This window comes from Brevundimonas sp. SPF441 (assembly GCF_009661015.1).
GTDB lineage: Bacteria > Pseudomonadota > Alphaproteobacteria > Caulobacterales > Caulobacteraceae > Brevundimonas > Brevundimonas vesicularis.
In genome coordinates this window covers 189,370-214,756 of record NZ_WJWX01000002.1, presented here as the reverse complement: position 1 = coordinate 214,756, position 25,387 = coordinate 189,370, and the positions used below count along the sequence as shown (strand labels likewise).

Sequence of the window (25,387 nt, the reverse complement as noted above, 5' to 3'; positions counted from 1 at the left end):
TTCGCATGTCGTTTTTTGAAACCCTGGTCGCCGCGACCGCAACCGAGCGGGCCGCCTTCGCCGCCATCCCCCAGATCAGGGACGGTCTGGCCGGCCGCATCAGCCGCGACACCTACGTCGCCTATCTGGCCCAGGCCTATCACCACGTCCGCCACACCGTGCCGTTGATGCAGGCCGCCCGGGCGCGGCTGGACGATGACCACGCCGTCTTCAAGGCCGCGCTCGACGACTATATCGCCGAGGAAACCGGCCACGAGCAGTGGATCCTGAACGACATCCGCGCCGCCGGCGGCGACCCCGATCAGACCGTGCATAACGGCCCGAACGTCGCGACCGAACTGATGGTGGCCTATGCCTATGACACCATTCATCGCGTCAATCCGATGGCCTTCTTCGGCATGGTCTATGTGCTGGAGGGCACCAGCATCCAGCTGGCCAGCGTCGGGGCGGAGGCCGTGCAACAGAGCCTCGGCCTGCCGCCCGCCGCCTTCACCTATCTGATTTCCCACGGGGCTCTGGATCAGGATCATATCCTGTTCCTCAAGCAACTGCTGGACGGGGTGTCGGACGCCGACGACCGCGCCGCCATCGTCCACATGGCCAAGGTGATGTTCGGCCTGTTCGGCGGGGTCTTCGCCTCCATCCCCCACATCGCAGCGCGGGAGACGGTCGATGCAGTTTGAGGATCGCAACATCCTGGTCACCGGCGGCTCCGGCGCCTTGGGGCGTCGTGTAGTCGAGCGGATCGAGCGCGAGGGCGGTCGGGTCACGATCGTCGCCCGCGGGCCGGTGACAGGCCATCACACCCTGGTAGGCGACCTGTCCACCCCGCAGGGCCTCGACGGCGTCGCCGAACAGGCCGGCGTCCGCGCCTGGGACATTCTGATCAACATCGCCGGGATCCAGCATTTCGGCCCGCTGGAGCAGCAGACGCCCGAGCACCTGCTGGCGACCTATATGGTCAATCTGGTCGCGCCGGCGCGTCTGGCCCAGGCCGTCCTGCCCGGCATGAAGGCGCGCAGACACGGCCAGATCGCAAACGTCGGCTCCATTTTCGGCTCGATCAACTTCGCCCACTTCGCCAGCTATTCCAGCGCCAAGGCCGGGATGCGGGCGCTCAGCCAATCGCTGCGTCGCGAACTGGCCGGTACGGGCGTCGGCGTAACCTATGTCGCGCCCCGCGCGGTGGCCACGCCGTTCAACTCCGCCAAGGTCGATGAATATGCGCGCCTGACCGGCATGGCTGTCGACGATCCGGACGCGATCGCCGACCGCATCGTCGCCGCCATCCGCAGCGATCGCCGCGACGTCTATCTCGGCTTCCCTGAGAGCCTGTTCGTCCGCCTCAACGCTCTGGCGCCTGGCCTGATCGACGGGGCCCTGAAATCCAACGACCTGAAGGCCCGCGCCCTCTTCGCCGGCTGAACCACAATAAAGGAGAGAAACGCCATGAAGACCGCTCTGTTCGCCCTGGCCCTGATGGCCGCCCCCCTGACGGTCGCCTCCGTCGCCCATGCCGACGCCTGCGACGACCGCGCGCGCGGTCTTCAGCAGTCGTGGGACCATGTGAACTTCGAGGTCCCGCAAGGCGTTCGAATGGCGGAAATGGCGCGGCTGAACACCCAGGCCGACGCCGTCGTGGCCCAGTGCCCCAACCGCGCCGAACCGTTGGTCTGGGACGCCATCATCACCGCTTCGGAAGCGGGATTGAAGGGCGGCATCGGCGCGCTGGGCCTCGTGCGTGAGGCGCGCACCGAACTGGAACAGGCCGAGCGGATCAACCCGCGCGCGCTGAACGGCTCGGTCTATGTCAGCCTCGGTTCGCTCTACGCCCAGGTGCCGGGCGCCCCGATCGGTTTCGGCAACCGCCAGCGCGCCCGCGACTACCTCCAGCGCGGCTTGGCCATGGCGCCCAACGACGTTGACGCCAACTTCTTCATGGGTGATCTGCTGGTGCGTGAACACGATTGGAACGGCGCTGCCCGCTACCTGCAAAAGGCCATCGACGCCCCCGCCCGTCCCGGTCGCGCCGTCGCCGACCGTGGTCGCAAGGCCGAGGCCCGCGCCCTGCTCGTCCGCGCCCAGCAGCACCACTGAATAGACCCGCCATGAGCCCTGTTCCCCCCGCCCTGTCGCTCGACGTCGTTCAGCGGCGTCGCAAATGGTTCGCCGGTCTTGTTCTGCTGGCCCTCATCGTCCTGACCGCCAGCGTTCGCTCGGTCGCCGCTCTCGACGGCGAATGGCATGAAGGGGTGGAAGGCCTGGGCCTGGCCGCCATCATCGTCGCCATCGTCGGCCGCGCCTGGTGCTCGCTCTATATCGGCGGACGCAAGAAGGCGGAAATCGTCGATCGCGGCCCCTATTCCATGACGCGCAACCCGTTGTATGTCTTCAGCTTCATCGGCGCCTTCGGCGTCGGCGCCCAGACCGGCAGCGTGACCATCGGCGCGATCTTCGCCGTGGCGACCTTCCTGGTCTTCCTGCGCACGGTCGGTCGCGAAGAGGCCTGGCTGGCCGAACATTTCGGCGCGCCCTATGCCGCCTACTGCGCCCGCACGCCGCGCTTCCTGCCCAATCCCGCCCGTTGGCGCGACGCCGACGAACTGATCGTCCGTCCCGCCTTCTTCGTCCGCACCCTGCGCGACGGCCTGGTCTTCCTCGCCGCCATCCCCGTGATGGAAGGCATCGAGCACCTGCAGTCATCAGGGTTGATCGGCTTTCCGATCAGTCTGTTCTGATCCAGTCCGTGATCGACTTGAAATGGTGCGGGCGGCCGGGCTTGAACCGGCAAGGACTTTCGTCCGGCAGATTTTAAGTCTGCTGCGTCTACCAGTTTCGCCACGCCCGCAGCCCGGTCTGGCCCGGTTTGGCTCCTATAGACGGAACCGGGCCGGGTCTCCAAGTCGTCAGCGTGTCGGGGTTGCCGGCATGGTCGCGGGCTTCATCGCCCGGAAGTCCACGTTGGAATCGGCGATCAGCCAGAGCAGGCCCGCCCAGGCGGCGACGTTCTGGTCCAGTTGCGCCGGGTCGATCTTGTCGAGCGTGTCGTTGGCGGTGTGGTGCAGGTCGAAATAGCGGGTTCCGTCCTGAGCCAGGCCGAAGAAGGGCACGCCCAGCGGGCCCATCGGTCCGACATCGACGCCGCCTTCGGTCTCGACCCGATCCGAGGCCAAGACGCCGATCGGATAGAGGACGCGGGTTGCGGCCTTCTGGAAGTCCGAGCCTTGGGCGCCGGCGGGCAAGCGCAGGGCATAGACGCGATCGGCGCCGAAATCGCTCTCGCCGGCGATGATGTGCTTGTCCAGTGCTGGGCCCTGGCCGCGCGCGTAGACGCCGCCGCCATTGCCGGTCTGGGCGGTCGGCTGTGCCACTTCTTCCGAACCGTAGAAGATGACGCGGAGGGTGCGGGCCGGACGGCGGCCGCTGTCGGCGATGGCTTTGGCGGCGGCGATGGTGATGGCGCCCCCTGCCCCGTCATCGATGGCGCCAGTGCCCAGGTCCCAGCTGTCCATGTGGGAGCCCAGCACGATGATCTCGTCGGGGCGCGTGGCGCCCGGCAGATCGCCGATCACGTTCTGGCTGGTGGTGCGATAGGTGCGGGCGGTCGAGGTCAGGCGCATGCGCACCGGCTGACCCAGGGCGACCAGACGGCTGACCTGATCGGCGTCGGGCGCGGCCAGGGCGAAGGCGGGAATGGTCGGCTTGCCGTCGACATAGCGGGTCGTGCCGGTGTGCGGCATCCGGTCTTCGTCCGAACCCACCGAACGCATGACGAAGGCCGCCGCGCCCTTGGCCGCCGCCACGCCGGGGCCGGCGCCGCGGACGCGGGTCTGGGGACCATAGCCCGAACCGTCCTGCATCGGGTGCATCTGGCCCAGGTCGACATAGACGATCTTGCCGCGGACAGCGCCCTCGGGCGCGGCCTGCAGGTCTTCGAAGGTGGAGAAGCGCACGATCTCCGCCTCGACGCCGCCCCTCGGCGTGGCCGGCGAGTGGCCCAGTGCCGCAGCGACCAGGGCCTGGGCGTTGTCACCGACGATGGCCGCCGAGCTTTCGCCTCGCTCCCAGCCGACCAGCGGGAACTCTTGGATGCGGACGTTCTGGAAGCCGTTGGCGCGCAGATAGTCGGCGGCCCAGGCGGCGGCCTGCTGCTCGGAGCGCGAACCCGCCGGGCGCGCGCCGAACCGCGTCGTCAGCTGGGTGACATAGTCCATGGCGATGTTCGAGCGCATCGCGGCGTCGCGCACCACGATCGCCTGCTGCACCGTCGCCGCATCCTGAGCATGGGCCGCGGGGGTAAACGCGACAAGACCCAGGGCGACGGCGCTGGCGGTCAGCAGACGGATGGACATAAGCAGGCTCCGGACTCAGATGAGAGCCGGACCCTAGGTAGGTTCAGTCGTTCTGGAAATAGGGTTCGACCGGGCCCTGCAGTTTCACGGTCAGGGCCTTGCCCTTGCGATCCACGCGGTTGCCGAGCGCCAGACGCACCCAGCCTTCGGACACGCAATATTCCTCGACATTGGTCTTCTCTTCGCCCTTGAAGCGAATGCCGACGCCACGTTGCAGGACCTCGGCGTCGTGATGCGGGCTTGACGGGTCGACCGAGAGGCGATCGGGGGGCGTGTCGGACATGGCGTTGGTCGGGCTCAGATCTCGGGAAGGCGCGGTGATAGACGCGCAGGCGCGCCCTGCCAATCCGAAACCGGGTGAAAACGGGCTTCGAAGACCCTAAGGCAGCAGGTGATAGTGCTGGGCGACGGCGGCCATCATCACGGTTCCGACCGCCGGAACGGCGAGTATGATGGCCCGGCGCGTGCGGTGCGCCACGTAAAGCAGTTCGCCGATCATGGCGCGGATCCTCGATGTCATCGCTCTCTGACGGAGCATTCGAAGATCATTGGTCGGACAGCGCCCGCTGTCGAGACGAAACGTCAGCGTCAAGATTACACTTAAGGTTACTGCACAGTTTGCCGGGGCTGGACGTTGGGGGCTGCTGACGGCTGATAGGCCTGCGGGCCAGCCGGAGCGGGAGCAGCCGCAGGCGTGGCGGCGGGACGGCGCGCCGGGGTCGCGGCCGGGCGAGCCGCCGGTCGCGCAGCGGGACGGTTGGCGGCCGGGCGCGGCGTCGGACGGGTCGTTGGGGCGGCCGTGGGCTGAGCCGTCGGCGTCGCAGGCGGGGTCGTCGCGGCTGGCGCAGCAGCGGTAGGCGTAGCGGCCGGAGGCGGTGTGGCCTCGGCGGCGGCGGCGCGAGCGGCCATCTGCTGGGCCTGGAAGCGCGCGGCGAGTTTCTCGGTCAGCTCCTTGGCTTGCGGAGCGCTCATCTGGGCCATGATGGCGGCCAGGGTGCGCGGGCGCATGGCGGCGGCGACCGGCAGGCGCACCCGGTCCTCAAGCGCGGCCATAACCGGGGCGGCCTCCTTGGGACGCATGGCGGAATAGACCTGAACCAGACGATCGATCTCGGCCTTCTCGCGCTCGTCGACTTGGCCGAGCATCTGCTTCATCTCGGCCTTCAAGGCTTCCAGCGCCTTGACCTTAGCGTCCAGCTTCTGCTCGGCGGCGACCATCAGCGGCAGTGTGGTTGCGAAGTCCTGGTCACGCGCATCCAGCGCCGCGCGGCGCCGCGACAACGACTGGATGATCTTCAGCTCGGCTGGCGAAATCCCGGCCTGCTGGGCCAGCTGTTCGGGAGACAGGGCGGAACAGGTGCCGGGCAGAACCGGCTTGGGCGGCGCGCCGGCCGCAGATGGGACCGCCTCCTCGGCCCAGGCCTTGGCCCCGTCGAACAGGCCAGGCGCGACGCCGACGGCGCGCACGGCGACGACCCCGCCGATGGCGATGGCGATCAGGGGCAGGATGCGGGGAAGGCGGGCCATGAAATGGGGTTCCGAACTCAGGCGGCGAACAGGTCGTCGTCGAGATTACGACGCGCGGCGTTGAGGCTTTGTTTGGCGGAATGGTTAGCGGAGCGTCCGGCCGTCAGGGCCTGAACGATGGCGGCGACATTGTCGCGCCCGGCGGGCGCAGCCGCTTCATTGCGACGGTTCGAAGCGGGACTGGCCAGTCCCTGGATTCGTTGAGCAAGGGCCGCCATGCGCTCGGCCCGCTCCTCGTCTTCGGTCGCGGCCGGCGCCGGAGCCAGGGCGGTCGGGGTCGAGCGACGGGCGGGTTCTTCCTCGACGATCCGCACCGGCGCCATGGCCGGCGCGCGGGCGATCAGGGTTTCCAGCTGCGCCTTGACCTCACGCGCCTTGATGATCCGGTCGTGCAGCAGATCCGTTTCCTGACCCGAGGCGCGAAGGGTGGCCAGGGCGTTTTCGGCGCGCCCCGCAGCGGCGTTCAGTTCGGTCACGGCTTGGGCGAAAGCCAGCTGTCCGGAGCGCAGGGCGGCCAGCTTGCGTTCCAGCTTGATGCCGTAACCAACCGCCGCGATCAGCAGCACCATCAGCACGCCGTCCATGATCATTCCGGCCATCAGACGTTCACTCCCAGGCGGGCGGCGACTTCCGGATTGACCGGCCCTTCGACGCGTATGGCGATATGCTGGCCCTTGCGACCCATGCGGCCTGTGGTCAGCGGGATGGAGCCGGCGCGGATCGAAACCTCGGAATCCGGCGTGGCGTTCAGCATCATCGTGTCGCCGACCTTGAGGTTCAGCACGCTGGACAGGGGCATTTGCTGTTCGTCCAAGACCGCGCGGACTTCGGTTTCGGTCGTCCAGATCTCGGTGGCCAAGTGGCCTTCCCAGATGTTGTCGCGGCCGAACTTCTCGCCCATGAACTGCTGCAGCAGCATCTTGCGGATCGGTTCCAGCGTCGCATAGGGCAGCAGCAGCTCGATACGACCGCCCCGATCCTCCATGTCGATCCGCAGCTTGATCAGGATGGCGGCGTTGGCGGGACGCGCGATGGCGGCGAAGCGCGGGTTGGTCTCCAGCCGGTCCAGGTTGAAGTGGACCGGGGTCAGCGGCTCGAACGCCTGGCGGGCGTCGTTCAGCACGACCTCGACCATCCGCTGCACCAGCACCCGCTCGATCGTGGTGTAGGGCCGGCCTTCGATGCGCAGCGCCGCCGTGCCGCGACGACCGCCCAGCAGCACGTCGACGATCGAATAGATCAGGTTGGAATCGACCGTCAGCAGGCCGTAGTTGTCCAGCTCTTCGGCGCGAAACACCGCCAGGATGGCCGGCAACGGGATTGAGTTCAGATAGTCGCCGAACCGGATGGAGGAGATATTGTCCAGGCTGACTTCGACGTTGTCGGAGGTGAAGTTGCGAAGGCTGGTCGTCATCAGACGCACCAGGCGGTCGAACACGATCTCCAACATCGGCAGACGCTCGTAGCTGACGAGCGCGGAGTTGATGATGGCGCGTATGCCCGAGCGTTCGGAACCGTCGTCGTCGCCTAGGTCGAAGCCCAGCAGGCTATCGATCTCATCCTGGTTCAGGACGCGTTCGGACAGGGCGTCGCCGGGATCGCCCAGACCGCCGAACGGATCGAGTTGCGCCGCGTCCGTCATGCCTATTGCACCAGCATTTCTTCGATCAGCACGGCGTCGATCTTGCCCGGAGCGGCGATCAGATTGACGCGGCGCAGAATCTCGGCGCGCAGCTGATAGGTGCCGGCCGAGCCGCTGAGGTCCTCAGGGCGCAGTTCGCGCATGAAGCTGGTGAACATGTCCTGCAGACGCGGCATTTCCTCCTGAAGATGGCTCGCGACCTCAGCGTCCTGCATCTCCAGCGTCAGCTTCAACTTCATATTGGCCGGACGCGGACCGTCCGACTGAATGTTCATCACCATGTCGGGCAGGGTGTAGAAGGTGACGCCGTCCGGCCCTTCAGAAATGACGCCCAGCGCGGGATCGGCCTCGCCTTCCTTGCCGCCGCCGCCGTGACCGCCGCCTTCCTTCTTCTCTTCCTTGCCCTCGGCCTTCTTGTCGGCCTTCTCTTCTCCGTGGCCGGCTTCGGCTTCGGCGCCCTGCGCTTCGGCAGGCTTGGGCTTCAGCATGAAGAAGGCCGCCGCCCCCCCGCCGCCCAGCACCAGCAAGGCGACCGGCGCGATGATGAACAGCAGCGGGATTTTCTTTTTCTTGGGCGCGGCGGCGTCACCGTCGGCGGCCTCGCCTTCGGTCACGGCCGGCAGGTTGGCGTCGGCGTCGGCCGCAGGCGCACCCTTCTTCTTGCCGAACTTGAACATGCGCGCGCCCCGGAGACTTTCTCATGACGAGGATCGTCCGGTTTGGTTAACGCGACGTTTACAATGGGCAGGATTTGCCGGGTTGGAAGCGATCCGATCGCGCTCAAACCCGCATCGCGCCTGAATTAACCCTGTTGGCACGACCGTTGCGAGAGGCTGAGGCGAAGGAGCACGCCTCTCGTGGAAAATGCCGCCTATATCGGACTGTCACGCCAGATGACGCTGCGTCGCGAACTCGACATCGTGGCCAACAACGTCGCCAACGCCAACACGACCGGCTTCAAGGTCGAGCAGTTGATGCTGGGGACCGAGATCGGTCAGCGAGCGCGCAACGACTCGATCCGCCCGTCGGCCAGCTTCGTGCTGGACAATGGGGTCGGCCGCGACTTCGGCCAGGGCTCGATGCAGCAGACCGGCCGCTCGCTGGACTTCGCCATTTCCGGCGAGGGCGCCTTCTTCACCGTGCGTGATGGCGCCAACGGCGAGGCCTACACCCGCGACGGCGCCTTCACCCTGGACCCGGAAGGGCGTCTGACCACCAAACAGGGTCAGGCCGTCCTTGGCGGCGGCGCGGAGATCGTGCTGGACCCCGCGCTTGGCGCGCCCAGCGTCGGCGCCGACGGCACCATCACCCAGAACGGACAGGTCACTGGCCGGCTGTCGGTCGTGCGTTTCGATACGCTGGGCGTGCTCGAAAAGGGCGGCGACAGCCTCTACCGCAATAAGTCCAACGCCCAGCCGATCGAGGCCGTCGACGCCCAGGTTCATCAAGGCTCGCTGGAGTCCTCCAACGTCAATCCGTTGATCGAAATCACCAATCTCGTCGAGATCAGCCGCGCCTACGAGAGCATTTCCAAGCTGATCGAAAACACCACAGACCTGAGCCGTCGCGCCGTCGAGCGCCTCGGCAAGGCCGCTTAAGGGAGAGCCGGAACATGCGCGCTCTGAGAACCGCAGCCTCGGGCATGGCCGCCCAACAGCTGAACGTGGAGGTCATCTCCAACAACATCGCCAACATGAACACGGTGGGCTTCAAGAAGCAGCGCGCCGAGTTTCAGGACCTGCTGTACCAGAACGTCGAACGCATGGGGGCCCAATCCTCGGCCTCCGGCACCGTGGTTCCAACCGGCATCCAGATCGGCGCAGGCGTCAAGGCCGGGGCCGTCTATCGGATCACCGAACAGGGCACGCCCCAGGCGACGGGCAACCCGTACGACATGGCCATCGACGGCAAGGGCTATTTCCAGATCAGCCTGCCTTCTGGCGAAAAGGCCTACACCCGCGCTGGCAATCTGCAGGTCAATCCTGAAGGCCAGATGGTGACGGACGACGGCTATCTGCTGGAACCGGCGATCACCATCCCGCAGGACGCGACCAAGGTATCGATCTCCAAGACTGGCTTGGTTCAGGTGACCCAGGCCGGACAGCCCGCCCCGACCACGGTCGGTCAGATCGAACTGGCCAGCTTCTTCAACGAAGCCGGCCTGGAAGCCATCGGCGACAACCTGCTGCTGGAAACCGCTGCGTCCGGGCCTGCGATCGTCGGGACGCCCGGCGACGCGGGTTACGGCCAGATCATGCAGTCCTACACCGAGGCGTCGAACGTGGATGCGGTGGCAGAGATCAGCGCCCTGATCGTGGCGCAGCGCGCCTATGAGATGAACTCCAAGGTCATCAGCACCGCCGACCAGATGCTGTCGGTCGCCTCGCAAGTGAAGGGCTAGGGCCGTGACCATGATCCGTTCCCTGCTGCTCGCCGCCGCCGTCAGCGCCTTCGCCGGCGCCGCCGTCGCAAATCCGGTTGTGCTGCGCGCAAACCCCGTGGATGACGACGGTCGCGTCACCCTGGGCGATATCTTCGAGGGCGCGGGCACCGCAGCCAATGTCGCCGTCGCCGAGCGTGTCGGTCCTTCTGTCGTGCTGGACGCCGGTCAGCTTCAGGCCCAAGCGCGTCAGGCGGGCCTTGACTGGAGCAATCCCAACGGCCTGCGCCGCGTCGCCGTGCGGCGTTCGGCCGGACCGGTTCAGACCGTGGCCGAGGCCGCGCCGACGGACGCTGTCCAGGCTGCCCAACCCATCGCCCGCGCCGCCTATCGTCCCGGCGCCGCGCCGCAGGTCATTGCCCGCAACGATATGGTGCGCGTCACCTATCAGGTCGGCGGCGTGAACCTGGCCGTTATGGGTAAGGCCATGCGCAGCGCCGGTCTGGGCGAGCCGGTCGCCATCATGAACACCACGTCCAACCGCGTCATCGATGCGGTCGCCTCCGGTCCCGGCCAGGCCATCGCCGGCCCTGGCGCCGACATGGCCCGCGCCAATCCCCAACAGTTCGCCGCCCGCTAGGGAATTCAAGTCATGCGTAAAGCCGTCCTGATCCTCGCCGCCTTCGCCCCGCTCGCCGCCTGCTCGACCGTCGCCGAAACGGTGCGCGGTCCGGAACTGGCACCCATCGGCTATCCCGCTGCCCTGATCCCGGCGCAGCAAGCCTATTTGCCTGCGCGCGAGACCGCGCCGGCCAGCGCCAACAGCCTGTGGCGCACGGGCGCCCGCACCTTCTTCGGCGACCAGCGCGCGCGCCATATCGGGGACATCCTGACGGTCAAGATCGACATCGACGATCGCGCCCAGACCCAGAACTCGACCCAGCGCTCGCGCTCCAACGAGATCAATGCCGGCGTCAGCAACCTGTTCGGCCTGGAAAGCAGCTTGGGCCGGGCTTTCCCCGGCGGCTTCGATCCGTCGAAGATGGTCGGCATGGAAGGCGATCTGAAGTCGTCGGGCAATGGTTCGGTCACCCGCGCCGAGAAGGTGTCGCTGACCATCGCCGCCGTCGTCACCGACGTCCTGGCCAACGGCAATCTGGTGATCCAGGGTCGGCAGGAAGTGCGCACCAACCGCGAGGTCCGCGAACTGACCGTCGCCGGCATCGTCCGCCCCGAAGACATCTCATCGGCCAACGCCATCAACCACACCCAGATCGCCGAGGCGCGCATCTCCTACGGCGGTCGTGGCGACGTCAGCCGCGTCCAGGCTCCGCCCGTAGGTCAGGCGCTGGCGGAGCGCTTCAGCCCGTTCTGACGTGAGCCGACCCTGCTGGTGAACTGCGGACGGATAACCGCGTTCAGAGTGAATGCGGTCGTCTGATCTCTTGCGGTTCCAGCCGCGTCTGACGACATTGAAGACGACGCGGCGCTGCGCGTCGTCGGCGGGGGCTGACACATGATGCTGATACTCTCCGCCCTGATGGCGGCCGCGATACAGACTGCGCCCGGCGCAGGCTGGACCTGGAGCCTGTACGAGGGCGAGGGACCGATGGTGCTGGCCAACGACATCCCCGACACCGCCAGCCTGCGCGCCACGTTGCAATGCCTACCGGGTTCGGGCGCGGTTTCGGTCGCGGTCTATGGCGAGGATGCGTCCGCCGGATTTGCGCGTATCACCTCAGGCGGGTCGACGGCGACCAGCGAGGCGCGCATCGGGCGTGGCGGCAAGCTGGAGACGGCGATCCCCGTCGATCACCCCGCCTTTTCCGCCTTCGTCGCGAACGGCCGGATGACAATCGCCGTCGGCGACGACGCCAACACGATCACCGTCGAACGTCCGCACATGGCCAAGCTGCGTCGCTTCGCCGATCGCTGCGCCGGCTGAGGAACTCACGCATGCGTCTTCGCTTGATATCAGCCTTGATCGCCGTGTCGGCGCTCGCCGCTTGCGCGACCCAGGCCCCGATGCCCGCAGCCAGCTCGGCAGCGACCGCATCAGCGCCCGCGCCCACGCCCGGTTACGACTGGTTCCTGAACACCGATGGTCAGGAGGCCATGCTGGCCTACGGCGTCGCCAACAGCGACGAGATCAAGCTGAAACTGGCCTGTCAGGCCGGATCAAGCGCACTGGAACTGACGGCCTCGAGCGACAAGCCGGGCCGCGAAATCTATTTGGAATCCGGCGGCGACACCGAGCGCTATCGCGCCGCATCTGAGCCGGCCGTCGTGCATGACGGCGAACTGCTGACGGCGCAGGCCAAGACCAAGGATCCGGTCTTCCAGCGCTTCCGACGTCTGGGCTGGATCGCCGCCTGGGCTGACGACGAACGTCACGTCTACGCCGCCCATCCCGCCGCAAAGGTGCAAATCGAGCGGTTCTTCACCGTCTGCGGTTGACGCATCGGCGCTGCTCGGCTTGCGTGCCCCTCCTGACAGGAGGGGCGTCATGAAGATTTCTTATCTGGCTGTTGCAGCCATGCTTGCGGCCGGGTCGCCGATCATGGCCGTCGCGCAAACGCCGCCCGCCGCCGTCGCAACCGCGCCGGCAGACGCCGCGCTGAACGCCGTCATCGCCGACTACGAGACCTATCTGAAGTCGGTCGATCCGATCTCGGCCGGCGGAGAGGGCGATGTCGAGGCGATGGGCCGCGTGCCTGACCTGTCGCGTGAGTTTGAACTGGCCCAGCGCGTACCGCTGGAAGGGTTCGTGCGGCGGCTGACGGCCATCAACCCGCCAAGTCTTTCCCACGCCGGCGGCATCAACCACGCCTTCCTGCTCTATACTCTTAACCGCAGCCTGGAAGGGTTGGACTACGACACCAGCCGCCTGGCGTTCGACTCCGAAGGCGGCCCCGGAACCTGGGCGCTCTATGTCGGCGGCAGCACGCGCCTGAACTCGGTCGCGGAGGCCGAGGCCTACATCAGGCGTATCCGAGGCTTCGGCCAAATCTACGCCCAGACGACCGCCAACGCCCGGCGCGGCCTGGACACCGGTCTGGTCCAGGCCCGATCGGTAACCGAAAGCGCCCTGACGCTGGCGCGAAACGATGTGGCGATCAAGCCGGACGCCGAGCCGCTGCTGAAGCCCCTGACCACCCTGCCGTCCACCGTGTCTCAGGCTGATAAGGATCGCCTGACTGCGGAGGCGACGGCGGCGGTTTCAGAAACGATCCTTCCGGCGCGCCGGGCCTGGCTGGCCTTCCTCGAGAGCGACTATCTGCCCAAGGCGCCGGTCCAGCCGGGCATCGGCAATCGGCCCGGCGGCAAGGAACTCTACGCCTATCTGGTGCGCGGCCACACGACGACCGACCTGACGCCGGACCAGATCCACCAGATCGGCTTGGACGAGGTCGCGCGCATCCGCGCCCGTATGGATGTGGAGATGACGGCGTCGGGCTGGACCGGCGACTTCGCCGGCTTCCTGAACTTCCTGCGCACCGATCACCAGTTCTATGCGACCAGCCGCGAGGCCCTGTTGCAGCAGGCGTCGGAGATGGCCAAGCGCGCGGATGGCGGCCTGCCCCCTCTGTTCGCCACCCTGCCCCGCCTGACCTACGACGTGCAGCCCGTGCCGCCGCAGATCGAGGAAAACTACACCACCGGCCGCTACAACGGCGGTTCGATGCAGAACGGCGTTTCAGCCCATTACATCGTCAACACGTCCAAGCTGGATCAGCGTCCGCTGTACGAACTGCCCGCCCTGACCCTGCATGAGGCCGTTCCGGGCCACCATCTCCAGATCGCCTTGCAGCAGGAGGCGCCCGGCCAACCCTATTTCCGACGTCAGGCCAATGTCAGCGCCTACACCGAGGGCTGGGGCCTGTATGCCGAATATCTGGGCGAGGAGATGGGCTTCTACCGCACGCCTTACGAACGGTTCGGCCGCCTGTCCTATGAGATGTGGCGCGCCTGCCGACTGGTCGCGGACACCGGCCTGCACTGGATGGGCTGGACCGAGGAACAGGCCCGCGCCTGTTTCCGCGACAACTCGGCCCTCGCGCCCCACAACATCGAGACCGAGCTTCAGCGCTATATCGGCTGGCCCGGCCAGGCCACGGCCTACAAGATCGGCGAAATCCGCCTGCGCGAAATCCGCGCGCGGGCCGAGCGGGAGTTGGGGCCGAAGTTCAACATCCGCATCTTCCACGACGCCCTGCTGGTCGAGGGCCCGCTGCCGCTGGCGCTGCTGGACCAGCGGATGGACGCCTGGATCGCGGAGCAGAAGGCGAAATAGGCTGGGCGGCTTACGCCCAGTCCGGCTCCGGCAAACCCTTCGACCGCAGGAATTCCGGGTTGAACAGCTTGGAGGCATAGCGCGAGCCGGGATCGCACAGGCAGGTCACGATGGTCTTACCTGGCCCAAGCTCGCGCGCCAGCCGCACCGCGCCGGCGATGTTCACCCCCGCCGATCCGCCCAGCGATAAGCCTTCGTGCTTCACGAGGTCGAACAGGATCGGCAGGAACTCCGCGTCTTCGATCCGATAGGCGTAGTCGGGTTTGAAGCCTTCCAGATTGCCGGTGATGCGGGCCACTCCGATCCCCTCGGTGATCGACGATCCCTCGCCCGTCATCTCGCCCTTGGTGAACCAGTTGAACATGGCCGCGCCCGCTGGATCGGCCAGGGCGATGGTCACATCCGGCTTCTGTTCGCGCAGATAGGCGCCGACGCCGGCGATGGTCCCGCCTGAGCCGACGGCCGAAACGAAGGCGTCGACCTGACCGTTTGTCTGCGTCCAGATTTCGGGGCCGGTCGTGTTGTAGTGGGCCTCGCGGTTGGCGGTGTTGTCGAACTGATTGGCCCAGATGGCGCCGGCCTCTTCGCTGTCGTTCAGCTCGGCGGCCAGACGCCCGGAATAGTGGACGAAGTGGTTCGGGCTGGAAAAGGGCGCGGCGTCCACCTCGACCAGGCGCGCGCCCAGTGAACGGATGGCGGATTTCTTCTCTTCCGACTGGGTGCGGGGAATGACAATGACGACCGGATGCCCCAAGGCGGCGCCGACCAGGGCCAGGCCGATGCCGGTGTTGCCGGCCGTGCCCTCCACGATCGTCCCGCCGGGTTTTAGCGCGCCGGACGCCCGCGCGCCCTGCACGATCGACAGGGCCGCGCGATCCTTGATCGAACCGCCGGGATTAAGAAACTCGGCCTTGCCCAGGATATCGCAGCCCGTCGCGTCGGACAGGCGGTTCAGGCGCACCAGCGGCGTATTGCCGATCAGGTCGATGACGGATGACGTAGCGGACAAGGTCAGGCTTTCAGGCGAAGGTCGAAACAGGGCGGATCAGGCGGCGGCTTGGCGTTGCCCTAAGTGGATGCCGCACTCGACCTTGTCTATGCCCGACCAACGTCCGGCGCGGGCGTCTTCGCCGTCCTGGACCGCGCGGGTGCAGGGCCAGCAGCCGATGGATCGGTAGCCTTGCTCGACCAGCGGGTGACGCGGCAGATCGTTCTCCTCCAGCCAGGCCTCGACGTCGTCGGCGTCCCAGTTCGCCAGGGGATTGATCCGCAGCACCCCGTCCAACACCTCGAACGGCTTCAGCTTTGCCCGCGTCGCGGCCTGATAGCGTTTCCGCCCGGTGATCAGAGCATTGAACCCGGCGGTCGCCCGCGCCAGCGGCCGCACTTTTCGCAGGTCGCAGCAGGCGTCCGCGTCGGTCTTCCACAGGTCGTCGCGCGCATCCAACGTCGCCTTCTCGCCCGCATCCGGCGTGACCAGCCGCACGTCGGTCAGGCCCAGGGCTTTGGTCAGTTGGGTGCGATAGGACAGGGTCTGCAGGAAATGCTGGCCGGTCTCCAGAAAGACCACCGGCACGGTCTTGTCCTCGTTGGCGACGATGTCCAGCAAGGCGGCGGACTCTGCGCCGAAGGACGAGATGGCGCCGACCCGCAGGCCCAGCGCCGGGTCCAGCGCCGCCTTCAAGATTTCGGACGCGTCCTTGCCCGCCGTCTCGCGGTTCAGCCGTTCGGCCAGCGCGTTCAGATCGCGGTCGCTCGACGTCGCACGCCGACGCTGCCAGATGGTCGGCGCGGGATCGACGGCGGGCTGGTAGGCGGCGCTGAACGCCTGATCCATCCGGTCCCAGGCCGCCGCATCCGCGCCCTCGGCCAGCTCCACCGCATCGAAGCCCGAACGCCGCAGGTGCCGCGCCTGATCCGGCAGCACCTTGCCCGCCGCGATCAGACGCCCGGCGTAACCCCGCTCTCGCAGCACCGACGCCAGCGAGAAGCCGCGCCCGTCGCGGAAGGCGTCGAACTCCAGCACCAATGTGTCTTCGCTCGCGGCGGCGGCCTCGACCTGCTGCAGCGGGGTCGTCACCGACAGGCGCAGCCCGTTCTGAATGCCCTCAAGCCGTTGCATCGAGCGTCTCATAGATGGCGTCACGGAAGGGGTCGGGACCGACACGGCGCACCGTGTCGATGAACCGTTCGCCGTCCGTACGGATTTGCAGATAGCGGTCGAGGGTCCGCTGGATGGCGGGCGCGACCTCGTCTGCCGGCAGGCTCTTGCCCACGATGTCGCCCAGAGCCGCCTGTTCGTCGGGCGCGCCGCCGACGGTGATCTGGTAATATTCCTCGCCCTTGCGATCGACGCCCAGCACGCCGATGTGGCCGACGTGGTGGTGGCCGCAGGCGTTGATGCAGCCGCTCATATTGATGCGGACCGGCCCCAGCTTCTCCTGATAGTCCATGTCCGCCAGCCGCTTCGACAGGGCCTGGGCCACCGGGATCGAGCGCGCGTTGGCGAGGCTGCAATAGTCCAGGCCCGGACAGGCGATCACGTCCGTCGCCAGATCGGCGTTGGCCGTCGCCAGCCCCGCCTCCCGCAACGCCCGCCAGACCGTCGGCACGTCGTTCAGCTTCACATGCGGCAGGACCAGGTTCTGCTCATAGGCGGCGCGCAGTTCGTCGAACGCATAGCGCTCGGCCAGGTCCGCCACCGCGTCCATCTGGTCCGCCGTGATGTCGCCCGGCACGCCGCCGACCGGCTTCAGCGAGACCACCACCGAGGCATAGCCCGCCTGGCGATGACGCCGCACATTGTTTCGCGCGAACCGGGCGAAATCGGGATCGGCCAGCAGGGCGCGGTCGAACGGCGCGCTGGCCTTAGGCAAGACCTCGAACGGCGGAGGGGCGAAATAGGCTTGAATGCGTGCGGCCTCATCTTGCGGGATCTTCAGATCCTCACGGCGCAGGGTGGCGTAGTGCTTGTCCACCTCCTCGCGGAAGGCCTCGATGCCCAGCGACGCGACCAGGATCTTGATCCGCGCCTTATGAATATTGTCGCGCCGCCCCAGCAGGTTCCAGGCCCGTAGGATGGCGGTCAGATAGGCCAGCAGATCCGCCGCAGGCACGGCGGACGCGATCTCCTGCGCGATATGCGGCAACCGCCCCTGCCCGCCGCCGACGAAGACGCGGAAGGCGGTTCCGCCGTCCTCGCCCTTGACGATCTGGAGGCCCACATCGTGAGTGCGTATCGCCGCCCGGTCCTTCTCGGCGCCGATCACCGCGATCTTGAACTTGCGCGGCAGGAAGGAGAACTCGGGGTGAATGGTGGACCACTGGCGGATGATCTCGCACCAGGGGCGTGGATCCTCGATCTCGTCGTCGGCGGCCCCGGCGAAGACGTCGGTGGTGGTGTTGCGGATGCAGTTGCCCGAGGTCTGGATGGCGTGCATCTCGACCTCGGCCAGGTCGCTGAGGATCGCCGGCAGGTCGGTCAGAGCCGGCCAGTTGTACTGGATGTTGCAGCGGGTGGTGAAGTGACCGTAGCCCTTGTCGTAGGTCCGGGCGATATGGCCCAGCCGGCGCATCTGACGGCTGCTCATCACGCCATAGGGAATGGCGACCCGCAGCATATAGGCGTGAAGTTGCAGATAGACGCCGTTCATCAGCCGCAGCGGCTTGAACTCGTCTTCGGTCAGGGCGCCGGATGCGCGCCGCGCCACTTGGTCTGAGAATTCCTCAACCCGTTCACGCACCAGGGCGTGGTCGAACTCGTCATAGCGATACATCAGCCCACGCCTCCGACGACGCTGTGACCGACAGTCGGCCCGGCCGAGCGGATGCGCTCCTTGAGTCGGTCACGCCCTGACGGCGTGCGGTCCTGAACCTCGAACAGGTAGGGATTCACAAAGACGTCCGGACGCCCAGCGACATCAGCCAGCACGACCTCGGCCGCCGTATCGTCCAGCACCAAAGCCTGATCAATGTGCTCGACCGGCTGGTTGTCGACGCCTGCATAGATGACGCGACCGTCCGACAGGCGGTTTGCGGTGACGATCTTCACGCCGCGACCTCCGCTCGAACATCCAGTTGAGCTGCCGACAACGCCGCCGTTTCGCCGACGAACAGCAGGGCCGGGCCGGTCAGGTCGGCGCCGCGCACCAAGGCGCCCAGCCCATCCAGTCGCCCGGTCAGAACCCGCTCGTCCGGGCGGCTGCCGTTCTCGACAATGGCGACGGGCGTCGAGGGCGAACGCCCCGCCGCGATCAGGCGCGCAGCCGTCTCCTCGGCACGGTCCGACCCCATGTAGATGGCCAAGGTGTGGTTGGGGCTGGCCAGTCGCGTCCAGTCGGCCTCGACGCCGCCTGGCTTGGCCTGGGCCGTCACGAAGGTGACCGCCTGGGCGTGATCGCGATGGGTCAGGGGGATGCCCGCCAAGGCCGCGCAGGCCAGCGCCGCCGTCACGCCCGGCACGACGAAGACTGGGACTCCGGCCGCCCGCATGGCGTCCAGTTCCTCGCCGCCGCGCCCGAAGACGAAGGGATCGCCGCCCTTCAGTCGGACTACCCGATGACCGGCGCGGGCCTCCTCGATCATCAGGGCCTCGATCTGGTCCTGAGGCACCGAATGCTCGCCGCGCGCCTTGCCCACATACAGCCGCTTGGCGTCGCGCCGCGCCCGTTCCAGCACCGCCTCGGGCACAAGACGGTCATGGATGATGACGTCGGCGTCCTGCAGCACCCGCAGCGCCTTCAGGGTCAGCAGTTCGGGGTCGCCCGGCCCCGCCCCGACGATATGGACGACGCCCTGCTCCGGCCCGGCCGAATTCAGCAGCCGCAGCATCTCGCGCCGGGCCTCGGCCGTCCGACCTTCCGCCGCCAGCGTCGCGGCCGGACCGCGGAAGGCTTTCTCCCAGAAGCGACGGCGCGCCATGAAGTCCGGCACGCTGGCCTTGACCGTATCGCGCAACTCGCGCGCCAGCCGCGCCACATTCGCCAGTCCGGCGGGCAGCACGCCCTCGATGGCGGTGCGGATATCCCGCGCCAGAATGGGCGCCGATCCGCCGGTCGCCACGCCGATCACGACCTCGTCGCGGTCGATCAGGGCAGGGGTCTGGAAATCGCTCAGATGCGGCTTGTCCACCACATTGACCTGAGCCCCCGACGCCCGTGCAAGATGGCCCAGCCGCACGAGTTCATCCGCGTCGTCCAGCGCCATGAACACCAGCCGTGCGCCGGCCAGTTCGTCAGTCTCTGGCGCACGCGGCACCGGCTCCGGCGCCGTCAACGGCGTCTCGATCTTGGGGGGCGCGCCGTCGGGCGCGAACCACATCACCTCGGCGGGCGTGTTCAGGAACAGTCGCAGCTTGGCCAGCGCCGGCTCGCCGCCGCCGATGATCACGATCTTTGCGGCCTCCAGCGGAATGGAGGCGAGAAATACACGCATCGTCTTGCTTTCTGGGCCGTCGGGAGAGGAAACAGGGACGACGGCAGGGCGCGAACCTTCGTCTTCCCCGTCCAGAGCCGCAAACCAGATTGCCTTTGTCTCGCTGATAGGATTTCTATCCGCGATGGCCCGTCCCCTGCTCCCGCTCAACGCCCTACGCGCCTTCGAAGCCGCCGCGCGGCATCTGAACTTCTCGCGCGCCGCCGACGAACTGTCGGTGACGCCCGGCGCGGTCAGCCAGCAAATCCGCCTCTTGGAAGACATCGTCGGCGGGCCGCTGTTCGTGCGCGAGGCGCGGGGCCTGCAACTGACCGATCTGGGCCGTTCCTCCGTGCCGCTGCTGCGCGAGGGGTTCGAGCGGCTGATGGACGCCTCGGCCCTGTTGCGCGAACCCCCGCGTCGCAAACAGGTGTCGATCAGCGTAGCGCCCGGCTTCGCCTCCAAATGGCTGATGCCGCGCATGGACGACTTCCATACCGCCCATCCCGAGATCGAACTGTGGATCTCGGCAGACATGGAGCCGGCGGACCTGAGCGAGGGCAAGGTCGATCTGGCGGTGCGCTACGGTCCCGGCGACTATCCGGGCCTGACGGTCGATCGGCTGATGACCGAGACGGTGCTGCCTGTCTGCGCCCCATCGCTGATGGATGGCGAAAAGCCGATCCGCAAACCGGCCGACCTGATCGGACACACCCTGTTGCACGACATGTCCAACGATGGCGATCCCAGCCGCCCGGACTGGGCCATGTGGTTGAAGGCGCGGGGCATCCGTCACCCCGACCCGCGTCGAGGCTCGCGTTTCAACCAGTCGGGTCTGTTGATCGAGGCCGCCATATCGGGGCGCGGCGTGGCCCTGGCCAAACGCACTCTGGCCCAGGCGGACTTGGCGTCAGGGCGACTGGTCGCGCCCTTCCCTGACGGGTCCGAGGCGGTCGGCTTCGCCTACTACGTCGTCCAGCCCCGCGACCGGCCGCCCTCGCCCAGCGCGACCGCTTTTGTCGGCTGGCTGAAGAAACAGGCCGTGGATCACGACAATACGATGGGTCAGTTGTAGGGTTCGTTGCACCGCAGATTGGCGGCGCAGGAAAAGGACATCCGCCATGGCTGACGACAAGGCCCCTCGTCTCGCGGTCCTGATCGATGCGGAGAATGCTTCCGCTCGAATCGCAGAGGCGCTATTCAGCGAAATCGCCACCTTGGGCGAGGCCTCGGCACGACGGATCTACGGCGACTTCGCCAGCCCGCAGATCGCCGGCTGGACTCGGGTCCTGGCCCGTTTCGCCATCCAGCCGCAGCAGAATTTCGCCAACACAAAGGGCAAGAACTCGGGCGACATCGCCCTGGTCATCGATGCGATGGACCTGCTGCATTCAGGGCGATTCGACGGCTTCTGCCTGGTGTCGTCGGACGCCGATTTCACCCGACTGGCGGCCCGCATCCGTGAGGAAGGCGTCGATGTCTATGGCTTCGGCGAGCAGAAAACGCCCGAAAGCTTCCGTCAGGCCTGCACCCGGTTCATCTATACCGAGAACCTGATCGCGCCGGTTCCGGTCGACGCAGGCGCCAAGTCGCCAGTCGCCGAAGCGCCGGCGACCAAGCGCAAGCCGTCCGAGGCCGCGCGCCTGATCGCGGCCATCATCGCCGACATGGACGAGGACGGCGACGGCTGGGTGGCGGTGGGCGGCATCGGCAATCGGCTGCGCAACGCCCATCCCGACTTCGACCAGCGCACCTATGGCTACGCCAAGCTGTCAGACCTGATCCGCGCGACCGGCCGGTTCGAGGTCGAGACCGGCGAACGCGGCGCGATGCGAATTCGCGACCGCGCCTGACGCGTTTACGCGCGGACGGCTTGGCTCGCGGAAACGCCGAGGGCCTGAAGCGCGGCGGCGGTGATGTGTTCGGCGTTCAGGCCGGCCTGGGCATACATCGCCATGGGCGCATCCTGGTCCTGGAAGACATCGGGCAGATTAAGGGTGCGGATCTTCAGACCCGCATCCAGCGCGCCCTTCTCGGCCAGCAGCTGCAGCACGAAGGCGCCGAAGCCGCCCATGGCGCCTTCCTCCACCGTGATCAGCGCCTCGTGCTCGCGCGCCAGGCGCAGGATCATGTCGGCGTCCAGCGGCTTGGCGAAACGGGCGTCCGCAACCGTCGCCGACACGCCCTTGGCGGCCAGCATGTCCGCCGCCTTCAACGATTCCTGCAAGCGCGTGCCCAGGCTGAGGATGGCGACTGACGTGCCCTCGCGCACGATCCGACCCCTGCCGATCTCAAGCGGCGCAGCGAGTTCCGGGATCTCCACTCCCACGCCGTCGCCGCGCGGATAGCGGAAGGCGCTAGGCCGGTCGTCGATGGCCAGGCTGGTCGAGATCATCGCCGCCAGTTCGGCCTCGTCGGCGGCGGCCATCAGCACCATGCCGGGCAGCGCGCCCATGAAGCCGATGTCGAACGATCCCGCGTGCGTGGCGCCATCCGACCCAACCAGGCCCGCCCGGTCCATGGCGAAACGGACAGGCAGCGACTGGATCGCCACGTCGTGGACCACCTGGTCGTAACCGCGCTGAAGGAAGGTCGAATAGATCGCGCAGACCGGCTTCATGCCGTCCGCCGCCAGACCGGCCGCGAAGGTGACCGCGTGCTGTTCAGCGATGCCGACGTCATAGGTCCGCTCGGGGAAGGCCTGACCGAACAGGTCCAGACCCGTGCCGGACGGCATGGCCGCCGTGATTGCCACGATCGACGGATCGACCTTGGCGTGTTTGATCAGCTCGGTTCCGAACACCTTGGTGTAGCTGGGGGCGTTGGAGATGGCCTTGGCCTGCTTGCCCGAGACCACGTCGAACTTGACGACCGCATGGAGTTTGTCGGCGCTGCTTTCGGCGGGGGCATAGCCCTTGCCCTTCTGCGTCACGACGTGAACCAGAACCGGGCGGTCCTCGATGGCGGCCGCCTTCTTCAGGATCGGGACCAGATTGTCCATGTCGTGGCCGTCGATCGGGCCGACATAATAGAAGCCTAACTCCTCGAAGAAGGTGCCCCCGGTGACCATGCCGCGGGCGTATTCCTCGGCCTTCTTGGCCGCCTTGCGGAAGGGGCGCGGCAGGTGCTGGGCCACCGTCTTGCCCAGGCGGCGGACGTTCTGATAGGCGCCGCCCGACACCAGGCCGGCCAGATAGGCGCTCATCCCGCCAACCGGCGGCGCGATCGACATGTCGTTGTCGTTCAGGATGACCATCAGCTGGCCGCTGGTCGCCTCGGCGGCGTTGTTCATCGCCTCATAGGCCATGCCGGCGGACATGGAGCCGTCGCCGATGACCGCTACGACGCGGTTCTTCTCACCCTTCTGATCGCGCGCGGCGGCGAAGCCCAGGGCGGCGCTGATGGAAGTCGAGGCGTGGGCCGCGCCGAAAGGATCGTATTCGCTCTCGCTGCGCTTGGTGAAGCCCGACAGGCCGCCGCCCTGGCGCAGGGTGCGGATGCGGTCGCGCCGTCCGGTCAGGATCTTGTGCGGATAGCACTGATGCCCGACGTCCCAGATCAGGATGTCCTTGGGCGTCTCGAACACATGGTGCAGCGCCGTGGTCAGTTCGACCACGCCCAGCCCCGCGCCCAGATGGCCGCCGGTGACGGACACGGCGTCGATTGTCTCGGCCCGCACCTCCTGCGCCAGCTGTTTCAACTGGGCGATATCGAAGTCCCGCGTGTCGGCGGGCGTCTTGACGGTGTCGAGTAGCGGGGTGTCGGGCATCAGCCGTAAAACCTTGGAAAGTCTGGTCGATCAACCCGCAGGTCGGTTCAACGTTTCGTATCAGGACCGGCGCTTTAGCACAAAGTCCACGCTGGCCCTGAGGATTTCGGCCTCGTCGCCGAACGGCTCCAGATGCGAACGGGCCTGGTTGGCGAGATGCGCGACCCTTTGCCGCGCCGCCTCCAGACCCAACAGGGTGACAAAGTTGGTCTTGCCCAGCGCTGCGTCCTTGCCCCCGGCCGCCTTGCCCATTTCCTCGGCCGAGCCTTCGGCATCCAGCAGGTCGTCGACGATCTGATAGGCCAGGCCGACATCGTGGGCGAAGCTGATCAGGGCATGGCGGTGCTGGGCAGAGGCGTCGGCGATGATCAGAGGAATTTCGAAGGCATAGGCGAACAAGGCGCCGGTCTTCAGGCGCTGCATACGCGCCACGCCGCCCAGGTCGTCGCGCACGCCCAGCAGATCGATCATCTGACCGCCCGCCATGCCCCGCGCGCCGGACGCCAGCGACAGCCGCGCCGCCAGTTCACAGCGCACGGCCGCATCCTCATGGGTGTCTTCGTGCAGGATGATGTCAAAGGCGGCCGTCTGCAGCGCATCGCCGGCCAGCACCGCCGTCGCCTCATCATAGGCCCGGTGAACGGTCGGCCGGCCCCGGCGCACATCGTCGTCGTCCATGCACGGCAGGTCGTCGTGAACCAGGCTGTAGGCGTGCACGCATTCCAGCGCGCAGGCGGCGCGGAGCACCGACCGCTCATCGATGTCGAACAGGCGTGCGGCCTCCAACGCGAAGAACGGCCGCAAGCGTTTGCCGGGGCCCAGCGCCGCATAGCGCATCGCCTCGGTCAGACGGGATTCCGGGCCCTCGGCGCGTGGCAGCAGTTCATCCAGCGCGACCGTGACCAAATCCGCGACCTCGGCCACGCGATCGATCACCGCCTGTTCCGGCGAGTTCGCGGCGATGACCCGGTTCACGAAAACCGGCTCCAGACCAGGCTCGAAGACGACACGGGGATCATTCGAACGACGCCGCCTCGACGCCCTTGGCCTGACCGTCCGGGCCGACCACGATCTTTTCCACACGCAGTTGAGCCGCTTTCAGCCGTGCCTCGCAATGCGCCTTCAGCTTGGCGCCCTCTTCATAGAGGGCGATCGATTCTTCCAGCGGCGCCTGGCCGGATTCCAGGCGAGACACGATGGTCTCCAGGCGCTTCAGGGCGTCTTCGAAGCTGAGATCGGCGGGGATGGCGGCGGCGGTATCGGTCATGGCGCGGACCCTAGAGGCGAGCGCGGGGCGCATCAACGTCAGAAGCGGCTATCGTTTCTCGTAGCGACGCTGCGACCAGTATTTGAAGCCCTGGTTCTGGACCAGCTTCCAGCCGTCGGCCTTCAGCGCGCGCCCGACCATATGGTTGAAATAGCCATGGGCGAAGACCAGCACGTCCTGACCGCTCTCGGCTCGCGCGATCAACTTTTGCGCCGCCTGATCGGCGCGCGCCTCGGCCTGGGCGCGGGTTTCCTGGCCGCCGTGATGATCGAAAGCATGCCACCAGAAACGCGACACCACGCCCCACCATTTGGGCGACAGCTTTATCCATTCTGGAATCGGCGGCGGCGGCAAGGGCGCCTCGATGAACATGACATCAGCCATGACCTCGCGCCCCGCCGCGACCGCGGCGGCGGTTTCCTGGGCGCGCTGACGGGTCGAGGCGTAGATGGCCCCAGCCCCTTGGGCGGCCGCAACCAGTTCAGGCGGCGGCGTCTGACCGGCCAGCAGGCCGCCGATCTCATACTTCGCCCACCAGTCGCCGTACTCGCGCGCAGAGATCAGGCATTTGCGCGACAGGGCCGGCTCGCCGTGACGCGTCAGGATGATGGCGCCGGGACGGACAGCGACAAGCGCGCCGACGGATGGCGCAGCGTCAGGCGGGGACACGGACGGTTCGGTCGAATCGAGGGACAGGGCGGGGGCTGACATGACAAACGGACGGGCCTTTGGTTTCAAGGCGTT

General features: G+C 67.2%; 29 protein-coding genes and 1 tRNA gene. 13 read left to right on the top strand and 17 right to left on the bottom strand.

All coding sequences use genetic code 11. The annotated features are described in order from the left end of the window. Positions 1-5 precede the first annotated feature (5 nt). Genes GGC30_RS02695 through GGC30_RS02680 form a run of 4 tightly spaced genes read left to right on the top strand, consistent with a single transcriptional unit; the run spans position 6 to position 2,738 of the window. Entirely contained in the window at positions 6-683 is a 678-nt protein-coding gene (locus GGC30_RS02695; protein WP_153922600.1) for a TenA family transcriptional regulator, read from the top strand. After that, entirely contained in the window at positions 673-1,425 is a 753-nt protein-coding gene (locus GGC30_RS02690; RefSeq protein WP_153922599.1) for an SDR family NAD(P)-dependent oxidoreductase, read from the top strand. The genes GGC30_RS02695 and GGC30_RS02690 overlap by 11 nt, the downstream gene beginning before the upstream one ends. Before the next feature lie 24 nt (positions 1,426-1,449). After that, positions 1,450-2,097, top strand: coding sequence for a lipopolysaccharide assembly protein LapB (locus tag GGC30_RS02685; protein WP_153922598.1), 648 nt, complete (start codon positions 1,450-1,452; stop codon positions 2,095-2,097). Between the two features lie 11 nt (positions 2,098-2,108). Continuing rightward, the gene (locus tag GGC30_RS02680) at positions 2,109-2,738 is read left to right on the top strand and encodes an isoprenylcysteine carboxylmethyltransferase family protein (RefSeq protein WP_153922597.1); all 630 of its coding nucleotides are present in this window, start codon (positions 2,109-2,111) and stop codon (positions 2,736-2,738) included. Between the two features lie 23 nt (positions 2,739-2,761). Here the strand turns inward: GGC30_RS02680 and GGC30_RS02675 are convergent. The 8 genes from GGC30_RS02675 to GGC30_RS02640 form a co-directional block, all read right to left on the bottom strand. Further along, positions 2,762-2,848, bottom strand: a tRNA-Leu gene (locus tag GGC30_RS02675). 58 nt (positions 2,849-2,906) lie between these two features. Next, positions 2,907-4,352 carry a M20/M25/M40 family metallo-hydrolase gene (locus GGC30_RS02670; protein WP_153922596.1) on the bottom strand — a complete coding sequence of 482 codons (1,446 nt, stop codon included), beginning with the start codon at positions 4,350-4,352 and terminating at the stop codon, positions 2,907-2,909. Between the two features lie 43 nt (positions 4,353-4,395). Then, on the bottom strand, positions 4,396-4,635 hold the full coding sequence (locus GGC30_RS02665; protein WP_045810378.1) for a DUF3297 family protein: 240 nt from the start codon (positions 4,633-4,635) through the stop codon (positions 4,396-4,398). A 96-nt stretch (positions 4,636-4,731) separates the two neighbouring features. Then, on the bottom strand, positions 4,732-4,872 hold the full coding sequence (locus GGC30_RS02660; RefSeq protein ID WP_153922595.1) for a hypothetical protein: 141 nt from the start codon (positions 4,870-4,872) through the stop codon (positions 4,732-4,734). Positions 4,873-4,958: 86 nt separating this feature from the next. Further along, entirely contained in the window at positions 4,959-5,879 is a 921-nt protein-coding gene (locus tag GGC30_RS02655) for a MotE family protein (RefSeq protein ID WP_194943508.1), read from the bottom strand. A 17-nt stretch (positions 5,880-5,896) separates the two neighbouring features. Continuing rightward, a complete protein-coding gene (locus GGC30_RS02650; RefSeq protein ID WP_153922594.1) occupies positions 5,897-6,478 on the bottom strand; it encodes a DUF6468 domain-containing protein in 582 nt (193 codons plus the stop codon). Further along, positions 6,478-7,521, bottom strand: coding sequence for a flagellar motor switch protein FliM (fliM, locus tag GGC30_RS02645; protein WP_017504455.1), 1,044 nt, complete (start codon positions 7,519-7,521; stop codon positions 6,478-6,480). The genes GGC30_RS02650 and fliM overlap by 1 nt, the downstream gene beginning before the upstream one ends. A 2-nt stretch (positions 7,522-7,523) precedes the next feature. After that, positions 7,524-8,198, bottom strand: coding sequence for a flagellar basal body-associated FliL family protein (locus GGC30_RS02640; protein ID WP_153922593.1), 675 nt, complete (start codon positions 8,196-8,198; stop codon positions 7,524-7,526). Positions 8,199-8,378: 180 nt separating this feature from the next. Between GGC30_RS02640 and flgF the strand changes: the two genes are divergently transcribed. The 7 genes from flgF to GGC30_RS02605 all read left to right on the top strand — a co-directional run bounded on the left by flgF (position 8,379) and on the right by GGC30_RS02605 (position 14,195). Continuing rightward, entirely contained in the window at positions 8,379-9,119 is a 741-nt protein-coding gene (flgF, locus tag GGC30_RS02635) for a flagellar basal-body rod protein FlgF (protein WP_370451842.1), read from the top strand. Positions 9,120-9,133: 14 nt separating this feature from the next. Next, the gene (gene flgG / locus GGC30_RS02630; RefSeq protein ID WP_055754135.1) at positions 9,134-9,922 is read left to right on the top strand and encodes a flagellar basal-body rod protein FlgG; all 789 of its coding nucleotides are present in this window, start codon (positions 9,134-9,136) and stop codon (positions 9,920-9,922) included. A 10-nt stretch (positions 9,923-9,932) separates the two neighbouring features. Then, positions 9,933-10,541 carry a flagella basal body P-ring formation protein FlgA gene (locus GGC30_RS02625; protein ID WP_153922592.1) on the top strand — a complete coding sequence of 203 codons (609 nt, stop codon included), beginning with the start codon at positions 9,933-9,935 and terminating at the stop codon, positions 10,539-10,541. A gap of 12 nt (positions 10,542-10,553) precedes the next feature. Beyond that, positions 10,554-11,276 (top strand): flagellar basal body L-ring protein FlgH, encoded by a 723-nt coding sequence (flgH, locus tag GGC30_RS02620; RefSeq protein WP_153922591.1) that lies wholly within the window; start codon positions 10,554-10,556, stop codon positions 11,274-11,276. A gap of 141 nt (positions 11,277-11,417) precedes the next feature. Beyond that, positions 11,418-11,846: a hypothetical protein gene (locus tag GGC30_RS02615; RefSeq protein WP_153922590.1), complete on the top strand. Its 429-nt coding sequence runs from the start codon at positions 11,418-11,420 to the stop codon at positions 11,844-11,846. An 11-nt stretch (positions 11,847-11,857) separates the two neighbouring features. Continuing rightward, positions 11,858-12,358: a hypothetical protein gene (locus GGC30_RS02610; RefSeq protein ID WP_228763552.1), complete on the top strand. Its 501-nt coding sequence runs from the start codon at positions 11,858-11,860 to the stop codon at positions 12,356-12,358. 49 nt (positions 12,359-12,407) lie between these two features. After that, entirely contained in the window at positions 12,408-14,195 is a 1,788-nt protein-coding gene (locus GGC30_RS02605) for a DUF885 family protein (protein WP_194943507.1), read from the top strand. 10 nt (positions 14,196-14,205) lie between these two features. On the opposite strand, the gene GGC30_RS02600 is transcribed toward GGC30_RS02605, so the two are convergent. Genes GGC30_RS02600 through cysG form a run of 5 tightly spaced genes read right to left on the bottom strand, consistent with a single transcriptional unit; the run spans position 14,206 to position 19,628 of the window. Next, positions 14,206-15,204: a cysteine synthase A gene (locus GGC30_RS02600; RefSeq protein ID WP_153922589.1), complete on the bottom strand. Its 999-nt coding sequence runs from the start codon at positions 15,202-15,204 to the stop codon at positions 14,206-14,208. A 36-nt stretch (positions 15,205-15,240) separates the two neighbouring features. Continuing rightward, the gene (locus tag GGC30_RS02595; protein ID WP_153922588.1) at positions 15,241-16,317 is read right to left on the bottom strand and encodes a phosphoadenylyl-sulfate reductase; all 1,077 of its coding nucleotides are present in this window, start codon (positions 16,315-16,317) and stop codon (positions 15,241-15,243) included. After that, the gene (locus GGC30_RS02590) at positions 16,304-17,971 is read right to left on the bottom strand and encodes a nitrite/sulfite reductase (protein WP_153922587.1); all 1,668 of its coding nucleotides are present in this window, start codon (positions 17,969-17,971) and stop codon (positions 16,304-16,306) included. Before GGC30_RS02590 ends, GGC30_RS02595 begins: the two co-directional genes overlap by 14 nt. After that, complete coding sequence (locus GGC30_RS02585) at positions 17,971-18,246, bottom strand: DUF2849 domain-containing protein (protein WP_370451841.1); 276 nt, start codon at positions 18,244-18,246, stop codon at positions 17,971-17,973. Before GGC30_RS02585 ends, GGC30_RS02590 begins: the two co-directional genes overlap by 1 nt. Continuing rightward, a complete protein-coding gene (gene cysG, locus GGC30_RS02580; RefSeq protein ID WP_153922586.1) occupies positions 18,243-19,628 on the bottom strand; it encodes a siroheme synthase CysG in 1,386 nt (461 codons plus the stop codon). The genes GGC30_RS02585 and cysG overlap by 4 nt, the downstream gene beginning before the upstream one ends. 124 nt (positions 19,629-19,752) lie before the next feature. Here cysG and gcvA point away from each other — a divergent pair, with 124 nt between their 5' ends. Further along, entirely contained in the window at positions 19,753-20,682 is a 930-nt protein-coding gene (gcvA, locus tag GGC30_RS02575) for a transcriptional regulator GcvA (RefSeq protein WP_066626336.1), read from the top strand. Between the two features lie 46 nt (positions 20,683-20,728). Further along, a complete protein-coding gene (locus tag GGC30_RS02570) occupies positions 20,729-21,460 on the top strand; it encodes an NYN domain-containing protein (protein ID WP_055754124.1) in 732 nt (243 codons plus the stop codon). 5 nt (positions 21,461-21,465) lie between these two features. Here GGC30_RS02570 and dxs read toward each other — a convergent pair whose 3' ends face one another. The 4 genes from dxs to GGC30_RS02550 all read right to left on the bottom strand — a co-directional run bounded on the left by dxs (position 21,466) and on the right by GGC30_RS02550 (position 25,354). After that, positions 21,466-23,379: a 1-deoxy-D-xylulose-5-phosphate synthase gene (gene dxs, locus GGC30_RS02565; protein WP_153922585.1), complete on the bottom strand. Its 1,914-nt coding sequence runs from the start codon at positions 23,377-23,379 to the stop codon at positions 21,466-21,468. Positions 23,380-23,436: 57 nt separating this feature from the next. Next, positions 23,437-24,312, bottom strand: coding sequence for a polyprenyl synthetase family protein (locus GGC30_RS02560; RefSeq protein ID WP_038293630.1), 876 nt, complete (start codon positions 24,310-24,312; stop codon positions 23,437-23,439). 79 nt (positions 24,313-24,391) lie between these two features. Further along, complete coding sequence (locus GGC30_RS02555; protein ID WP_017504472.1) at positions 24,392-24,643, bottom strand: exodeoxyribonuclease VII small subunit; 252 nt, start codon at positions 24,641-24,643, stop codon at positions 24,392-24,394. Positions 24,644-24,691: 48 nt separating this feature from the next. Then, positions 24,692-25,354 carry a histidine phosphatase family protein gene (locus GGC30_RS02550; protein WP_153922584.1) on the bottom strand — a complete coding sequence of 221 codons (663 nt, stop codon included), beginning with the start codon at positions 25,352-25,354 and terminating at the stop codon, positions 24,692-24,694. Positions 25,355-25,387: the final 33 nt, after the last annotated feature.

What these genes read in the sequence shown, in the direction of transcription:
- GGC30_RS02650 (WP_153922594.1), bottom strand. Translation starts at nt 6,478, where the DNA reads ATGGCCGGAATGATCATGGACGGCGTGCTGATGGTGCTGCTGATCGCG.
- GGC30_RS02570 (WP_055754124.1), top strand. Translation starts at nt 20,729, where the DNA reads ATGGCTGACGACAAGGCCCCTCGTCTCGCGGTCCTGATCGATGCGGAG.
- fliM (WP_017504455.1), bottom strand. Translation starts at nt 7,521, where the DNA reads ATGACGGACGCGGCGCAACTCGATCCGTTCGGCGGTCTGGGCGATCCC.
- GGC30_RS02595 (WP_153922588.1), bottom strand. Translation starts at nt 16,317, where the DNA reads ATGCAACGGCTTGAGGGCATTCAGAACGGGCTGCGCCTGTCGGTGACG.
- GGC30_RS02550 (WP_153922584.1), bottom strand. Translation starts at nt 25,354, where the DNA reads ATGTCAGCCCCCGCCCTGTCCCTCGATTCGACCGAACCGTCCGTGTCC.
- GGC30_RS02680 (WP_153922597.1), top strand. Translation starts at nt 2,109, where the DNA reads ATGAGCCCTGTTCCCCCCGCCCTGTCGCTCGACGTCGTTCAGCGGCGT.
- cysG (WP_153922586.1), bottom strand. Translation starts at nt 19,628, where the DNA reads ATGCGTGTATTTCTCGCCTCCATTCCGCTGGAGGCCGCAAAGATCGTG.
- GGC30_RS02615 (WP_153922590.1), top strand. Translation starts at nt 11,418, where the DNA reads ATGATGCTGATACTCTCCGCCCTGATGGCGGCCGCGATACAGACTGCG.
- flgG (WP_055754135.1), top strand. Translation starts at nt 9,134, where the DNA reads ATGCGCGCTCTGAGAACCGCAGCCTCGGGCATGGCCGCCCAACAGCTG.
- GGC30_RS02660 (WP_153922595.1), bottom strand. Translation starts at nt 4,872, where the DNA reads ATGACATCGAGGATCCGCGCCATGATCGGCGAACTGCTTTACGTGGCG.
- GGC30_RS02685 (WP_153922598.1), top strand. Translation starts at nt 1,450, where the DNA reads ATGAAGACCGCTCTGTTCGCCCTGGCCCTGATGGCCGCCCCCCTGACG.
- GGC30_RS02625 (WP_153922592.1), top strand. Translation starts at nt 9,933, where the DNA reads ATGATCCGTTCCCTGCTGCTCGCCGCCGCCGTCAGCGCCTTCGCCGGC.
- GGC30_RS02690 (WP_153922599.1), top strand. Translation starts at nt 673, where the DNA reads ATGCAGTTTGAGGATCGCAACATCCTGGTCACCGGCGGCTCCGGCGCC.
- flgH (WP_153922591.1), top strand. Translation starts at nt 10,554, where the DNA reads ATGCGTAAAGCCGTCCTGATCCTCGCCGCCTTCGCCCCGCTCGCCGCC.
- GGC30_RS02695 (WP_153922600.1), top strand. Translation starts at nt 6, where the DNA reads ATGTCGTTTTTTGAAACCCTGGTCGCCGCGACCGCAACCGAGCGGGCC.
- GGC30_RS02590 (WP_153922587.1), bottom strand. Translation starts at nt 17,971, where the DNA reads ATGTATCGCTATGACGAGTTCGACCACGCCCTGGTGCGTGAACGGGTT.
- GGC30_RS02640 (WP_153922593.1), bottom strand. Translation starts at nt 8,198, where the DNA reads ATGTTCAAGTTCGGCAAGAAGAAGGGTGCGCCTGCGGCCGACGCCGAC.
- GGC30_RS02610 (WP_228763552.1), top strand. Translation starts at nt 11,858, where the DNA reads ATGCGTCTTCGCTTGATATCAGCCTTGATCGCCGTGTCGGCGCTCGCC.
- GGC30_RS02665 (WP_045810378.1), bottom strand. Translation starts at nt 4,635, where the DNA reads ATGTCCGACACGCCCCCCGATCGCCTCTCGGTCGACCCGTCAAGCCCG.
- GGC30_RS02605 (WP_194943507.1), top strand. Translation starts at nt 12,408, where the DNA reads ATGAAGATTTCTTATCTGGCTGTTGCAGCCATGCTTGCGGCCGGGTCG.
- gcvA (WP_066626336.1), top strand. Translation starts at nt 19,753, where the DNA reads ATGGCCCGTCCCCTGCTCCCGCTCAACGCCCTACGCGCCTTCGAAGCC.
- GGC30_RS02655 (WP_194943508.1), bottom strand. Translation starts at nt 5,879, where the DNA reads ATGGCCCGCCTTCCCCGCATCCTGCCCCTGATCGCCATCGCCATCGGC.
- GGC30_RS02555 (WP_017504472.1), bottom strand. Translation starts at nt 24,643, where the DNA reads ATGACCGATACCGCCGCCGCCATCCCCGCCGATCTCAGCTTCGAAGAC.
- GGC30_RS02670 (WP_153922596.1), bottom strand. Translation starts at nt 4,352, where the DNA reads ATGTCCATCCGTCTGCTGACCGCCAGCGCCGTCGCCCTGGGTCTTGTC.